A 14,441-nucleotide genomic window follows, 5' to 3' on the forward strand; every position below is an offset into this window, starting at 1 on the left:
TTCGCGCAGAACGAAACGCTGATCGACGACGTCAATGACTGCGTGACTGGTGTAGATGCGGGTAATGCAGCCGACCCCGGTCAGGGGAAAGGTGCACTTCTCGACGAGCTTCGGCTCTCCGTTCTTCGTGACATGCTCCGTAATGACAACCACTTGCTTGGCGCCGTGGACGAGGTCCATTGCACCGCCGACGGCAGGCACGCCCTTCTTGCCGACGCGCCAGTTTGCGAGGTCACCATTCTGGGCCACCTGGTAGGCTCCGAGAATGGCAACGTCGAGATGCCCGCCCCGGACCATGGCAAAGCTGTCTGAATGATGGAAGAACGCTGCACCAGGCTTAAGGGTGACGGCCTTCTTTCCTGCATTGATCAGGTCCCAATCTTCCTGGCCAGCTTCAGGAGCCTCACCAAAATCGAGAATTCCGTTCTCGGTATGGAAGATGGCCTGGCGGCCGGCGGGCTGATATTTTGCAACCATTTCCGGAAAGCCGATGCCCAAATTTACATAAGCGCCGTCCGTTATGTCCTGCGCCGCACGCCAGGCGATTTGCGCGTTCGTCAGCTTGATGTCTTCACGGGTATCGAGGGTCATGCGTAGGCTACTCCTGCGCGAATGAGCGCTTCTTCCTGTTGGGGATTGCTTATTTCGACAACCGTGTCGACAAAGATGCCAGGCGTGACGACATGCTCGGGATCAATGCCGCCAAGGGGAAGGATCCTTGAGACCTGCACGATCGTCTTTCCCGCCGCCATGCACATCAAGGGATTAAAGTTGCGGGCAGCTTTGTTGTAGGTGAGGTTGCCGTGGATATCGCCAAGGTGCGCTTTGACGATCGCGAAATCAGCCTTAAGCCACCGCTCCTGGACATAGTGGCGCCCATCGAACTGCGCGATCGGCTTTCCTTTAGCCAATTCTGTGCCAAAGCTTGTCGGGGTGTAAAATGCAGGTATCCCCGCACCGCCTGCCCGAATGCGTTCGGCAAGTGTTCCCTGCGGCACGAGTTCGAGTTCAATTTCACCTGCAAGGTACTTTTCGGTGAACGCGCGCGGGTCCGACGAGCGCGGAAACGAGCAGATCATTTTCTTGACCAGGCCGGCATCGATCATCGCAGCAATGCCGATGCGTCCGTTGCCAGCATTATTGTTGATGACCGTGAGGTTCTTCGGTCCCTTGTCGATCAGCGCATGGATGAGCTCGATCGGTGCACCGGAGCCACCAAACCCGCCAATCATGACAGTCGCACCATCCCCGATCGCGGCGACGGCTTGCGCCGCGCTCCTTTGCGTCTTGTCCATATGGCTCTCCTAGCCGATGCACGCACCGCAGCCGGCCGCGCCTTGAGCTGTCTCAATAAAGCCGCTGCGGTCTTGCAGCAACATAAATTGTGCGATAATTGAGATTTGTTCATATATCGCACAGCATCAAGGCGCCGAACCGAAGGACAGAGCAATGAAAGAAACAGATTTTGTTAGCGGATTTGCTCGAGGACTTCGGGTCATCGAGGCATTTGGGGAGCATGACCGCCGCCTGTCGATTGCTGATGTAGCCAAGCGAACGGAACTCGACAGAGCAACGGTCAGGAGGTCGCTTTTGACACTCGTGGACCTGCGCTATGCCGACTATGATGGCAAGTTCTTCACGTTAACGCCGCGGATTCTGAGGCTGGGACACTCCTACCTCTCCGCAACGCCGCTCACCACGTTGGTCCAGCCTCATCTCGACGAGCTTTCCGAAAAGACAGGACAAAGCTCCTCGGCATCAGTCCTCGACGATACCGAGATCGTCTACATCGCGCGTGCCTCGCACCGTCGCGTCATGTCGATCAATCTGAACCCCGGCAGCAGGCTGCCGGCGTATTGTTCGTCGATGGGAAGAGTGCTTCTGGCCGCTTTGCCCGAAAGCGTGGCGATGAACACCCTCATGCGTACCGAGCTGCGTGCGAACACCGAAAAGACCATTATCGACATTGACAGGCTGCTAGCCGAACTCGTCCGGGTTCGGGAGCGAGGATATGCGTTGATCGACCAGGAACTTGAGCTTGGCCTTTGTTCGATTGCTGTACCGGTCCAGAACCGAAAGGGTGAGACGATCGCCGCGCTCAACGTCGGCGCGCCTGCCGCGCACGTCTCACCAGAAGAGATGGTGGAAAAATTTCTGCCTTTGCTCATGTCGGCATCAGACGGCATCCGCTTGTCCCTGGCATGACCATCCCGCTGCGTTCATCTTGCAACGTCAAGCCTATGGCGAGCCTTGCTTCGGCCAGAAGCAAGCCCAAGGTTGCTTCCAAATCGCCTAGAGGGAAGGGCGAATAGGCAGATTGTGTTCGATTCCAAGCCAGGGCGGATCTTCGGCATACATCTCCTCGATCAGCTGCTTGATCATGACAATGTAGCGTGAATTGTCGCCAACACGGTGGTTGAGGATCACCGGGGAGGTTGCCCGTTCACCTTCGATCATTCTGTAGTGCACGTCCGAGCGCAACTGGCGCGCTGAGGATGGTACAACGCACACGCCCGCTTCAGCAGCGACAAGGCCCAACGCCGTTTGGATTTCCCGCACTTCATGGACTTCGGAGGGACGCACATCGTAGCTGTGCAGCAGATTGAGAACCTGATCGGCATAACCGGGTCGAGGCTCCTTGGGATAGACGATCACCTTCTGCGAGGCGAGTGCGCTAACGGGCAAAGGCGACTGATCTTGTGCGAGCGGCGTTCCCAGAGGGATTGCGACGGCCAGACGCTCTTCGCGCAGCACGATTCCGACCACATTGGGATCGCTATGACGCAGCCGGCCGAAACCGATATCGATGCGCCCTTCCTTGAGTGCGGGAATCTGCTGTACCGACACCATTTCGAGCAGTTGAATGTCCAGTTCCGGCGCATGCTGGCGCAATTTGCGAACCAGCGAGGGCAGCCCCCCGTAAAGGGTTGAGGCAACAAAGCCAATCGACAGCACACTGTTCTGATTGAGGCCGACACGGCGGGTTGCCTCGCGCATCTGCTCGACCCTGCCGAGAACCTGCATCGCCTGTTCGTAAAAAAGGCGCCCGGCCTCGGTCAGCCGCACCGGCCGGCTTTTTCTCGTCAGGAGGGCAACGCCCAACTCCTCCTCCAGCAATTGAATTTGCCGGCTCAACGGCGGCTGCGCGATGTGCAGAATGTCGGCGGCGCGGGTAAAATTGCGCTCGCGCGCCACGGCGACGAAATAGCGAAGTTGGCGTAGGTCCATGTCTCGACCATTCGAATGGGCTGGATCAATGCAATAATTTTGGTATGCTGCGGCGCACAATCCAAGAATAATAAACGATATTTTTCACTATATACCTTTTGGGTATGGTAGCAAACGCAAATGGTCTTGGACCTCGGTCGTCTTGCGAACGCATAATGGCGTTCATGAAAACGATGTCTGCATCCTTTGCCGCAACTTCACATCTCGCCCCGGTCATTGAACGGGTCGACACCTTCCTGCTTGATCTTCCGACCATCCGTCCCCACAAGCTCTCAGTTGCTACGATGAATGGCCAAACCCTCATGTTGGTGAAGGTGTATTGCAGCGACGGCGTGGTCGGCTTTGGCGAAGGCACCACAATCGGTGGCCTGGCCTACGGGGGCGAAAGTCCCGAAGGGATGAAACTGGCCATCGACAGCTATTTCGCGCCGATCATGACCGGTCAGGATGCAACCCGCGTGCAGGCGCTGATGGCGCGCATCGGCAAGATGGTCAAGGAAAACCGCTTCGCCAAGTGCGCAGTGGAAACGGCTCTCCTCGATGCCCATGGCAAGCGTCTGGGCCTGCCGGTCAGCGAATTATTAGGTGGACGTCGCCGCGAGCGCTTGCCGGTCGTCTGGACGCTGGCGTCTGGCAACACGGACAACGATATCGCTGAAGCGGAAAGAATGCTCGATATACGCAGGCACAATATCTTCAAGCTCAAGATCGGCGCAGGGCCGCTTCGCGAGGATCTGGAGCATGTGGCGGCGATCAAGCGCGCGCTGGGCGAACGGGGCGCGGTGCGGGTGGATGTGAACATGGCCTGGAGCGAGACCGAGGCCGCTTATGGAATGGCGGCGCTGGCGGATGCCGGCTGCGAACTGGTCGAACAGCCCGTCGCCTCTGTCTCGGCGCTGTCGCGGCTGGTGCGCCGCTACCCAGTGGCGCTCATGGCAGACGAGGCCCTCCAGGGACCGGAATCCGCCTTCGAGCTTGCCAGGATCCATGGCGTCGACGTTTTCGCGGTCAAGATCGAGCAAAGCGGCGGCCTCTTCAATGCGCAGCGTGTGGCGGCGATCGCCGACGCGGCCGGCATCGAACTCTACGGTGGCACAATGCTCGAAGGCGCTTTCGGTACGGTGGCATCAGCGCAGGTGTTTTCCACTTTCGCCAACCTAAAATGGGGCACGGAACTGTTTGGGCCGTTGCTTTTGACGGAAGAAATTCTTGCTACGTCACTGGACTATAGCGATTTCGAATTGACCGTTCCCGATGGACCGGGACTGGGCATCGAACTCGATGAGGACCGCGCGGCGTTCTTCGTTCGCGATGGCCTGCGCAAAACAATCAGCGTTGCCAGGTAAGGAGCCGACCATGCTTTTTCATGTGCGAATGGATGTCAATATTCCAGATAACCTGCCCGCGGCGGAGGCGACCGAAATCATCGCTCGGGAAAAGGCTTATGCGCTCGAACTGCAGCGAAGCGGCAAGTGGCGCCACATCTGGCGCATAGCCGGCCAGTACGCGAACTACAGTATTTTCGACGTCAAGGACAATACGGAGTTGCACGAGATTTTGTCGGGGCTGCCGTTGTTCCGGTTCATGGACATCGAAGTGACGCCGCTGGTGCGGCACCCCTCGTCGGTCCGCGAGGACGATAGCTAAACCATAGTCAGCGGCGTTCCTGAGCGGGGTCACGCCGGCATCCCCATGCAGTCTAGAGGAGGAATGATCATGAGTGCAAAGATCTTCGACAAACCGGAAATTCAAGACTTTCTCAAGGTTCTCAGCGGTTTGGACAAGGATAGCGGCAATCGGCGGGTCAAAGAGATCGTTCACCGATTGATGTCCGACCTGTTCAAAGCCATTGACGATCTCGACATCACGCCCGACGAATACTGGACCGGTATCGCATGGCTCAATGAGATCGGTGCCGCCGGGCAAGCCGGCCTCATTTCGCCCGGCCTCGGTCTTGACCACTTCCTTGATGAACGCCTCGACGCCATCGACGAGGAACTCGGTATAAAGAACGCCACGCCGCGCACGATCGAAGGTCCGCTTTATGTGGCCGGTGCGCCGGTTTCGCACGGGTTCGCCCGTCTCGACGACGGGACCGACGCCAACGGCCACACGCTGATCATGCACGGCCGCGTCTACGGGGCCGATGGAAAGCCCTTTCCTGGCGCCAAGGTCGAAGTCTGGCACTGTGATACGCGCGGTTTCTATTCGCATTTCGATCCGACCGGCAAGCAGGCGCCGTTCAATATGCGTCGTACGATCATCGCTGACGCCGATGGCCGTTACAAGTTCCAGAGCATTGTACCGCACGGCTATGGCGTGCCGCCGGGCAGCCCCACCGAAAGGCTGTTGTCCGCACTCGGCCGCCATGGCCAGCGGCCCGCCCATATCCACTTCTTTATCAGTGCCGAGGGTCACCGCAAGCTGACGACTCAGATCAACATCGCCGGCGATCCGCTCGTCAATGACGACTTCGCCTACGCCACCCGCGACGGTCTGGTTCCGGCCATCACGGAGCGTACCGACGAGGCCAGCATCAAGGCCAACAGTCTCAGCGGACCGTTCGCCGAAATCGAGTTCGACGTTCATCTCACAGCGCTGGTGAACGGCATCGACAACCAGATCAACGAGCAGCGCAAGCGCGCTGCCGCTTGACTGATCGCTGCGGTGGCCCGAACCGGCCACCGCTCTTCATTCTCATCGACATTGTTGCAATGGCCGCGTCGCGCGATGCGCCATGAGCGGGAGAGAGACCATGTCTGCGAATATCGATAATTCCAAGGAACTTGAGCATCTGCTCGCCACGGCGGTACAGGACGACAGCGAGGCCGGGATATTCCGTTGCCGCCGCGACATCTTCACCAATGCGGCCCTGTTCGAACTGGAGATGAAGCATATCTTCGAAAGCAACTGGGTGTATCTCGCCCATGAAAGCCAGATACCGGAAAATAACGATTACTACACGACCTATATCGGCCGTCAGCCGGTTGTCGTCACCCGCGACAAGAACGGGGAACTCCATGCTGTCATAAACGCCTGCGCCCACCGCGGTGCCATGTTGTGCCGGCGCAAGCACGGCAACAAGGGCAGCTTCACCTGTCCCTTCCATGGCTGGACCTTCGCCAACACAGGCAAGCTGCTCAAGGTCAAGGACGAAAAGACAACGCAATACCCGCCCCAGTTCGCCCAGAACGGTTCGCACGACTTGAAGCGCGTGCCCCGGTTTCAGAGCTATCGCGGCTTCCTGTTTGGAAGCCTCAACGAGAACGTGGAAACGCTCGAGAATTACCTCGGCCAGACGAAAGTCATCATCGACCAGATCGTCGATCAGGCACCGCAGGGACTGGAGGTTTTGCGAGGCAATTCGTCCTACATCTATGACGGAAACTGGAAGCTGCAGATGGAAAACGGCTGCGACGGCTATCACGTCAGCTCCGTCCACTGGAACTATTCGGCAACGATGGGTCGGCGCAAGGAGGAAGGTACGAAGGCTGTCGACGCTAACAGCTGGAGCCGGTCCGTCGCGGGCGTATACGGCTTTGAAAATGGCCACATTCTGCTTTGGACCAACACGAAGAATCCGGAAGTGCGCCCGGTCTATAATCGCCGCGATGAGATCCTTGCACGCGTCGGCGCTGACAAGGCGGATTTCATTGTCAATCAGACCCGAAATCTGTGCCTCTATCCGAATGTGTTCCTCATGGACCAGTTCAGTACCCAGATCCGCGTGACCCGCCCGATCAGCGTCGACAAGACAGAGATCAGCATCTTCTGCTTTGCCCCAAAGGGCGAAAGCGAAGCAGACCGCGCACTGCGTATTCGGCAATATGAGGATTTCTTCAATGTTTCCGGCATGGGAACGGCCGATGACCTCGAAGAATTCCGTGCCTGCCAGGCAGGGTATGCCGGCACTGCCGCGCTCTGGAACGACCTCTCGCGGGGCGCGCCGCTGTGGATCGACGGTCCAGATGAGAACGCAAGAAAAATGGGGATCGAGCCGCTCCTTTCGGGCGAGCGCAGTGAAGACGAGGGGCTGTTTGTCCGCCAGCACGAATACTGGGCCAAGGTGATGCGCGACGCGCTCGTTATCGAGAAGAACGGAGTTGACGCATGAGTATTTCCTACCAATCCATTTGCGCGTTCCTTTTCAGGGAAGCGCGCCTTTTAGACGACCGCCAGTGGGACGAATGGCTCGACTGCTATGCGCCCGACGTGTCGTACTGGATGCCGGCCTGGGATGATGACGACCAGCTGACCGACAACCCGCAAAGCCAGATTTCGCTGATCTACTATCCTGACCGGGCGGGCCTTGAAGACCGGGTGTTCCGGATCAAGACCGAACGTTCCGGCGCTTCGATGCCGGAGCCCCGCACCAGCCACAATGTCACGAATGTCGAGGTGCTGGCCCAACGCGATGCGGAAGTGGACGTCCGCTACAACTTCCACACGCTCAACCATCGCTACAAGGTCACCGATACCTTCTTCGGCACCATGTTCGTCACGCTGCGCATCAGCGACGGGCAGCTGTTGATCGCGCAAAAGAAGATCGTTTTGAAGAATGACTACATTCGCCAGGTCATCGACGTCTATCACGTTTGACAGGCGTCGCTCAAGGAAGCGGGACTATTGAGGAGGTTCAAGTGGCCAGCTACAGCATCGCATTCAACTTCGAGGACGGCGTTACCCGTTTCATCGAATGCAACCACGGCGAGAAGGTTCTCGATGCCGCCTTCCGTAACAAGATCAACCTGCCGATGGACTGTTCCGACGGCGTGTGCGGCACCTGCAAGTGCCGCGCCGAAAGCGGCGCCTACGACCTCGGCGATGACTTTATCGACGATGCGCTGACCACCGACGAGGCGGCAGCTGGTCTTGTCCTCACCTGCCAGATGAAGCCGTCGAGCGACTGTGTCATCGCTGTACCGACGAGCTCTGTCGCCTGCAAGACGGGGCAGGGGAAATTCGCCGCGACAGTGGCAAAGGTGACACCGCACAACGATGCGGCAATTGTACTGGAACTGGAGGTGGATGCCGATGCGCCTGCATTTCTTCCCGGCCAATATGTCAATATTGACGTGCCTGGTTGCGCGCAGCACCGGTCTTATTCCTTCAGTAGTGCGCCTGGCGAACGTCGCATCGCCTTTCTGATTAAGAAAATCCCCGGGGGTGTCATGAGCAGCTGGCTGGTGCGCGCCGGAATCGGCGCAAAGCTGGAGCTGACGGGGCCTTTAGGCAGTTTCTACCTTCGTGAGGTCAGGCTTCCACTGCTGTTTCTTGCCGGCGGTACCGGTCTTGCACCGTTCCTGTCCATGCTGGAGGTGCTGGCCCGCGAGAATTCACAGCAAGAGGTTCATCTCATCTATGGCGTCACCCGCGATCTCGACCTGGTGCTCGTCGATGAGATCGAGGCCTACGTGAAGCGGCTGCCCAATTTCACCTACGCCACCGTCGTGGCCGAAACGGCCTCCAGCCATCCACGCAAGGGGTGGGTGACGCAGCATATGCCAGCCGAGGCGCTGAATTCGGGCGATGTCGACGTCTATCTGTGTGGTCCGCCGCCAATGGTCGACGCGGTGCGCAAGTATTTTGATGACAACGCCGTCAGGCCCAACAGCTTTCACTATGAGAAGTTCACGCCCAACACGGCGGCAAAGGAGGCTGCGTGAGCACGGTGCGCTTTGCAGGCCGGTTCAAGGGAAAAGTGCTCGTCGTCACGGGTGCCGCCCAGGGGATCGGTCGGGCTGTGGCGCTGCGCGCCGCCAAGGAGGGTGGCAAGGTGGTCTTCGTTGACCGCGCTGATTTCCTCGCCGAGGTCGCCGCCGAGGCAAGGGGGGACGAAACGGCGGCCTTCCATGCCGACCTTGAAACCTATGAAGGCGCCGAGGCGGCGATGCGTTTTGCTGCCGAGACCTTCGGCGGCATTGACATACTGATCAACAATGTCGGCGGCGCGATCCGCATGCGTCCCTATGCCCAGTTCGAGCCGCAGCAGATCGACGCCGAAATACGTCGCTCCCTAATGCCGACGCTCTACGGGTGTCACGCTGTTCTACCGCATCTGTTCGCACGTGGCGGCGGCACGATCGTCAACGTTTCCTCAAACGCCACACGCGGCATTCACCGCGTGCCCTACTCTGCTGCCAAGGGCGGCGTGAACGCCATCACCCAGTCGCTGGCGATGGAACTGGCGGAACGAAACATCCGTGTGGTTGCCACGGCGCCGGGCGGAACAGAAGCGCCGTCGCGCCGTGTCCCGCGCAACGCTGCCGGCGATACGCCAGAGGAGACGGCCTGGATGGCCGATGTCGTTCGGCAGGTGACGCAGTCCGGTTTTATGAAGCGGTACGGGAGCATTGATGAGCAGGCCGCGCCGATTCTGTTCCTGGCCTCCGAGGAGGCATCCTTTATCACCGGCACCGTGCTGCCCGTCGCCGGAGGCGATCTCGGCTAGGGGCCTTTTGCTTTCAATGCGTAACGACTCGGGAGGAGTGATGATGCGCAACATCGATGTCAATGAAGCGATAGACAACAACCCGTTCGGGAGTTTTCAGTGGTCGGTGGTTGCGCTGTGCGCGCTGCTGCTGATCATTGATGGTTACGACGTTTTCGTCGCCGGTACCGTGCTGCCGACGCTGATGGCGGAATGGGGGCTGAGTAAACCGCAGGCCGGCACGCTGCAGGCTTGGGCGCTGTTCGGGATGATGTTTGGTGCCCTCATTTTCGGCACGCTGGCTGACAAGATCGGGCGAAAGAAGGGCATTGCGATCAGCTTTCTGATGTTTACCGTATCGACGCTTCTGACCGGCTTGGCCAGTTCACCGGGTGAGTTCAAAGTCTTCCGTTTCCTTGCTGGGCTTGGCTGCGGCGGTCTGATGCCGAACGCCGTGGCGCTGATGAACGAATATGCGCCCAAACGCCTTCGCGGCACCATGGTCGCGCTCATGTTCTCCGGATACTCGGTTGGCGGGATGGTCGCGGCAGGCCTCGCAATTGCGATGATCCCGCAATTCGGCTGGAAGCCGATGTTCTTCATTGCCGCGATCCCGCTCATGATGTTTCCGCTCATCTTGTGGAAACTGCCCGAATCGCTCGGCTTCCTCATCGGCCAGGGACGCCAGGAGCAGGCAAAAGTGATCTACGCGAAGATCGCGCCTTCGACGCGTCTGGGCAGTAACGACAAGCTGGTCTTTTCCGAAATAAAGGGCGCGTCGGCGTCGGTTGCAGAAATGTTCCGGCATCAGCGCACCCTGCGCACGCTCATGCTGTGGATCGCGTTTTTTTGCTGCCTGCTGCTCGTGTATCTGTTGTCGTCCTGGCTGCCGAAAGTGCTTCAGGAAGCCGGTTACGCCGAAAAGGCCAGCCTGCTGAGCCTGCTTTCGCTCAACTTTGGTGGTATGGTGGGCGCCATTGCCGGCGGTTGGCTCGGTGACCGGTTGGGCCTGCCGAAGGTTGTTGTCGGGTTTTTTGCCGCTGCCGCGGTTGCGATCGCCCTGATCGGCCTTAATTTGCCGGCGGCGCTTTTGTTCCTGATGGTCTTTATCGCCGGCGCCAGCACAATCGGCACGCAGATCCTGCTCTATGCCAGCGTGGCGCAACTCTATAATCTTTCCGTGCGGTCAACGGGCCTTGGCTGGGCCTCGGGCGTTGGCCGCATAGGTGCAATTGTTGGCCCCACCTTTGGCGGCGTCCTCCTGGCGAAGGAATTTCCGCTCCAGCAGAACTTCCTGATCTTCTCGATCCCTGCGGCTGTTTCGGCCCTGGCTATGCTGGTGTTCGCAGTCAGCAACGCGCGTCGCTCCAGCGCTGCGCAACTCGCTGCTGCGTGAGTGAGCCGGCGGTGATGGCAGGCGGGGAGCTGTCGGCTTAACCCCGTCTGTTGGTCGTCATTGTTCCGATATGAAGCCTATGGTTTCACTTTCTTCTGAGCTTTTCTGTTATCTGCTGGGACGCTTGTGACCCAGATGGACAATTGCCAAGGGATCAGTCCTCCGAGCCACAGTAAGGCCATTGAAACAATTCAGCTTCGGTAACGCTGTCTGTGCTTGCCATATTTCCGGTCGAAACGGCACTTGCAACAAATTGGTAAATAATTTCTACTTCACCCGAAAACATTGGAATATTCATCTGCGACTCGGCGCTCGCGATAGCTAGCATGGGAATTCGACAACGAAACCAGTAGGATCGCAAAGATCCCACAGCTTGCAGGAAAAATCCATGAGCCTGAAGAATCTAGCCTCGATCGGCTTTGGCGTGTTGGTGGCTTTGACGGCTGCGACGTCCAGTTTCGCCCAAGCGGTGAAAATTGGCAGCAAGAATTTTACCGAACAGTTCGTGGTCGCCGAAATCTATGCGCAGGCGTTGGAGAAGGCGGGAATACCAGTGGAACGCCGGCTCAATCTCGGGGCGACGCTGATTGCCCATTCGGCGCTGACCAATGGCGAAATTGATCTCTATCCGGAATATACCGGCACGGCTTTGGCCGCTGTGGTCAAGGGCGATCTCTCGGGCTCGGCCGACAAGATCTACAAGGACGTCAAGGATTACTACGAAAAGAACCTGCAACTGACGCTGCTGGAGCCGACCCAGATCAACAATGGCTATGCGATCATCACGCTTCCTGAAACGGCCGAGAAGTACAAGCTCAAGACGCTGACCGATCTCGGTCCGGCATCCAAAGAGCTTTCGTTCGGTGCCGAAGGCGGCTTTGGTGAACGCAAGGATGGGCTGCCCGGCCTGAAAAAGACCTACGGCATCGCTTTCAAGGATTTTCGTATCTTCGCCAAGCTCGGCATTCGCTACAGCGCGTTGACCAGCAAGAACATCGACGTGTCCTACGGCTTCAGCACCGACTGGCAGATCGCTGACAGCAATCTCATCGTGCTTGACGACGACAAGCATCTTTTCCCGCCCTACTACCTCGTGCCCGTAGTTCGCCAGGATGCCCTTGCCAAAAACCCGAAGATTGCCGAAGTCCTGAACAAGATAAGCCCGCTCCTCAACAACGAAAACATGCGCGCCCTTAACGCAGCTGTTGAGCGGGACAAGAAGGAGCCGAAGGAAGTCGCCGAGGAATTCCTCAAGGAAAAGGGCATCTGATTGCATCCCGGCACAAGGCGAACGCCTCGCCGGTGATTTGAACTGGCAGCGGAGGTGATCGCATCTTCGCTGTTATTCGTGATTTGACAATACAGACAGGACGGCACTTGAACTGGGCGCCCCAGAACATTCCCGAAATTCTCACCGCGACCTGGCAGCATCTCGTCCTGTCCGTCTCATCGGTCGTGATCGGGCTCATAATTGCGATGTTCCTCGGCATCATCTGCGCACGCCGGCCGAAGCTCTACGCCGTGGTCCTGACAATGGCCGGCATCATTTTCGTTATTCCGAGTCTTGCGCTGTTTGCACTGCTCATTCCCTGGCTTGGCCTTGGAACCAAGCCGGCCCTGGTCGGACTGTCGTCCTACTGCCTGCTCATTCTCCTGCGTAACGTCGTGACCGGGTTGCGCGGCGTTCCGGCCGACGTTATCGATGCGGCCGACGGCATGGGCTACAATGGCTGGCAGCGCCTCATCCATATCGAGTTGCCGCTCGCACTGCCGCTGATCGTCTCGGGCATTCGCATCGCGCTTGTCACGGTGATCGGCATTGCCACGGTGGCAGCTTTCATCGATGGCGGCGGCCTCGGCACGATCATCATGATGGGGATCGATCAGAGCTACACGGAGAAAATCCTGGTTGGCGGCATTCTGACGGCATTGATGGCGACATTTTTCGACGTCATTCTGAGCCAGGCGGAAAAACGCCTGGTTCGGGGGCGGTGAAGCGATGCTGGGCACTGCGTTTGCGTGGATCATCAACAACCAGCCCGAATTCTATCAGGCACTTGGCCGGCATCTCGTCATGTCGGGCGTCTCACTTTTCTTCGCGCTCGCCATCGGTTTGCCGCTTGCGATCCTCATCATCAATCGCGCCGGCCTCGCCATGGCCGTGATCAACACGATCAATGCTTTGCGCACCATTCCAAGCCTCGCAATCCTCGCCATCATGATGCCGCTGCTCGGTATCGGCCTGTGGCCGTCGATCGTGGCGCTGACCGTTCTGGCGCTGCCGCCGATCCTCATCAATGCCTTCATCGGCCTGCGCGACGTCGATCCCGATGCGGTTGAAGCTGCGACGGGCATGGGCATGAGCCGTGGCCAGGTCCTGCGCAAGATTCGCATTCCTCTCGCAGCACCGGCAATGTTCGCCGGCGCGCGCACGGCCGCCGTGCAAGTGCTGGCAGGCGCGACGTTGGCGCCGTTCATTGGCGGTGGCGGGCTTGGCGACTTTATCGCCGTCGGCATCAGCATGATGGACATGTCGCGGCTCTTGGTCGGAGCCATTCCGATCGCCCTTCTGGCGCTTTCGACCGAATTCATTCTTGGCCTTGCCGAAAGAATCTTCTTTGCAGAAAGATCGACCGCATGATCACCATGGCCCATGTAACAAAACGCTTTACGCAAGGCGGTCCCGCTTCGGTGGACGACCTGTCGATCGTCGTGCCGGAAGGGACAACGACGGCGCTCATCGGTCCGTCCGGTTGCGGCAAGACGACGACCATGCGGATGATCAACCGGCTGATCGAACCAACGCAAGGCAAGATCATTGTCAACGGCGAGGACGTCACGAGGGTTGATCCAGTGCAGCTGCGTCGTCATATCGGCTATGTAATCCAGCAGGTCGGGTTGTTTCCACACATGACCATTGCCCAGAACATCGCTGCTGTGCCGAAACTGCTCGGCTGGGCCGAGACGAGAATCAAAAGTCGGACCGAGGAACTCTTGCATCTCGTCGGACTTGATCCGCGTGAAATGCTAAAACGCTATCCGCGGCAACTTTCCGGTGGCCAACGCCAGCGCATCGGGGTCGCACGCGCACTCGCCGCCGATCCGCCGGTGCTTTTGATGGACGAACCTTTTGGCGCGATTGATCCCATTGCCCGCACACGCCTCCAGGCGGAGTTTCGCCAGATCCTGCAACGGGTGCGCAAGACCGTTGTGCTCGTCACCCATGATCTCGACGAGGCCATTCGGCTGGGCGATCGCATCGCCATCATGAAGAGTGGCAGGATTGTCCAATATGACACACCCGAGACGGTCCTGTCGCATCCTGCCGATGGTTTCGTCGAGAATTTCGTCGGCATAGATCGCGCCATCAAGCGGCTGAGCCTGTTT

The 14,441-nt window shown here is 58.6% G+C and carries 16 protein-coding genes; 13 read left to right on the plus strand and 3 right to left on the minus strand.

Going from position 1 to position 14,441, the window contains the following annotated elements:
- Together AAAB35_RS15315 and AAAB35_RS15320 are read right to left on the minus strand one after the other, a co-directional pair.
- On the minus strand, positions 1-591 hold a 591-nt coding region (locus AAAB35_RS15315), incomplete at its 3' end, for a 3-oxoacid CoA-transferase subunit B (protein WP_340669145.1).
- Positions 588-1,295, minus strand: a complete 708-nt coding sequence (locus tag AAAB35_RS15320) for a 3-oxoacid CoA-transferase subunit A (protein ID WP_340669146.1) — start codon at positions 1,293-1,295, stop codon at positions 588-590. The genes AAAB35_RS15320 and AAAB35_RS15315, both read right to left, overlap by 4 nt.
- Before the next feature lie 154 nt (positions 1,296-1,449).
- Between AAAB35_RS15320 and AAAB35_RS15325 the strand changes: the two genes are divergently transcribed.
- Positions 1,450-2,205, plus strand: coding sequence for an IclR family transcriptional regulator (locus AAAB35_RS15325; protein ID WP_340669147.1), 756 nt, complete (start codon positions 1,450-1,452; stop codon positions 2,203-2,205).
- A gap of 87 nt (positions 2,206-2,292) precedes the next feature.
- Here the strand turns inward: AAAB35_RS15325 and AAAB35_RS15330 are convergent, their stop codons facing one another.
- A complete protein-coding gene (locus AAAB35_RS15330; RefSeq protein ID WP_340669149.1) occupies positions 2,293-3,228 on the minus strand; it encodes a LysR family transcriptional regulator in 936 nt (311 codons plus the stop codon).
- A gap of 164 nt (positions 3,229-3,392) precedes the next feature.
- Here AAAB35_RS15330 and AAAB35_RS15335 point away from each other — a divergent pair, with 164 nt between their 5' ends.
- The 12 genes from AAAB35_RS15335 to AAAB35_RS15390 form a co-directional block, all read left to right on the plus strand.
- Positions 3,393-4,574, plus strand: a complete 1,182-nt coding sequence (locus AAAB35_RS15335; protein ID WP_340669161.1) for a muconate/chloromuconate family cycloisomerase — start codon at positions 3,393-3,395, stop codon at positions 4,572-4,574.
- A 10-nt stretch (positions 4,575-4,584) separates the two neighbouring features.
- A complete protein-coding gene (gene catC / locus AAAB35_RS15340; protein ID WP_340669150.1) occupies positions 4,585-4,875 on the plus strand; it encodes a muconolactone Delta-isomerase in 291 nt (96 codons plus the stop codon).
- A gap of 69 nt (positions 4,876-4,944) precedes the next feature.
- Positions 4,945-5,883, plus strand: coding sequence for a catechol 1,2-dioxygenase (catA, locus tag AAAB35_RS15345; RefSeq protein ID WP_340669151.1), 939 nt, complete (start codon positions 4,945-4,947; stop codon positions 5,881-5,883).
- 100 nt (positions 5,884-5,983) lie between these two features.
- A complete protein-coding gene (locus tag AAAB35_RS15350) occupies positions 5,984-7,342 on the plus strand; it encodes a Rieske 2Fe-2S domain-containing protein (RefSeq protein WP_340669152.1) in 1,359 nt (452 codons plus the stop codon).
- The gene (gene benB / locus AAAB35_RS15355; protein ID WP_340669153.1) at positions 7,339-7,827 is read left to right on the plus strand and encodes a benzoate 1,2-dioxygenase small subunit; all 489 of its coding nucleotides are present in this window, start codon (positions 7,339-7,341) and stop codon (positions 7,825-7,827) included. The genes AAAB35_RS15350 and benB overlap by 4 nt, the downstream gene beginning before the upstream one ends.
- 41 nt (positions 7,828-7,868) lie before the next feature.
- A complete protein-coding gene (gene benC, locus AAAB35_RS15360) occupies positions 7,869-8,894 on the plus strand; it encodes a benzoate 1,2-dioxygenase electron transfer component BenC (RefSeq protein WP_340669162.1) in 1,026 nt (341 codons plus the stop codon).
- A complete protein-coding gene (gene benD / locus AAAB35_RS15365) occupies positions 8,891-9,679 on the plus strand; it encodes a benzoate diol dehydrogenase BenD (protein ID WP_340669154.1) in 789 nt (262 codons plus the stop codon). The genes benC and benD overlap by 4 nt, the downstream gene beginning before the upstream one ends.
- A gap of 40 nt (positions 9,680-9,719) precedes the next feature.
- Positions 9,720-11,054 carry an MFS transporter gene (locus AAAB35_RS15370; protein ID WP_340669155.1) on the plus strand — a complete coding sequence of 445 codons (1,335 nt, stop codon included), beginning with the start codon at positions 9,720-9,722 and terminating at the stop codon, positions 11,052-11,054.
- Between the two features lie 388 nt (positions 11,055-11,442).
- Positions 11,443-12,324, plus strand: coding sequence for a glycine betaine ABC transporter substrate-binding protein (locus AAAB35_RS15375; RefSeq protein WP_340669156.1), 882 nt, complete (start codon positions 11,443-11,445; stop codon positions 12,322-12,324).
- A gap of 107 nt (positions 12,325-12,431) precedes the next feature.
- Positions 12,432-13,049: an ABC transporter permease gene (locus tag AAAB35_RS15380; RefSeq protein WP_340669157.1), complete on the plus strand. Its 618-nt coding sequence runs from the start codon at positions 12,432-12,434 to the stop codon at positions 13,047-13,049.
- Between the two features lie 4 nt (positions 13,050-13,053).
- Positions 13,054-13,695 (plus strand): ABC transporter permease, encoded by a 642-nt coding sequence (locus AAAB35_RS15385; protein ID WP_340669158.1) that lies wholly within the window; start codon positions 13,054-13,056, stop codon positions 13,693-13,695.
- Positions 13,692-14,441: ATP-binding cassette domain-containing protein (locus AAAB35_RS15390; RefSeq protein ID WP_340669160.1), on the plus strand; the 750-nt coding region annotated here is incomplete at its 3' end. The genes AAAB35_RS15385 and AAAB35_RS15390, both read left to right, overlap by 4 nt.

The sequence above is a fragment of the Phyllobacterium sp. genome (assembly GCF_037994425.1).
GTDB lineage: Bacteria > Pseudomonadota > Alphaproteobacteria > Rhizobiales > Rhizobiaceae > Phyllobacterium.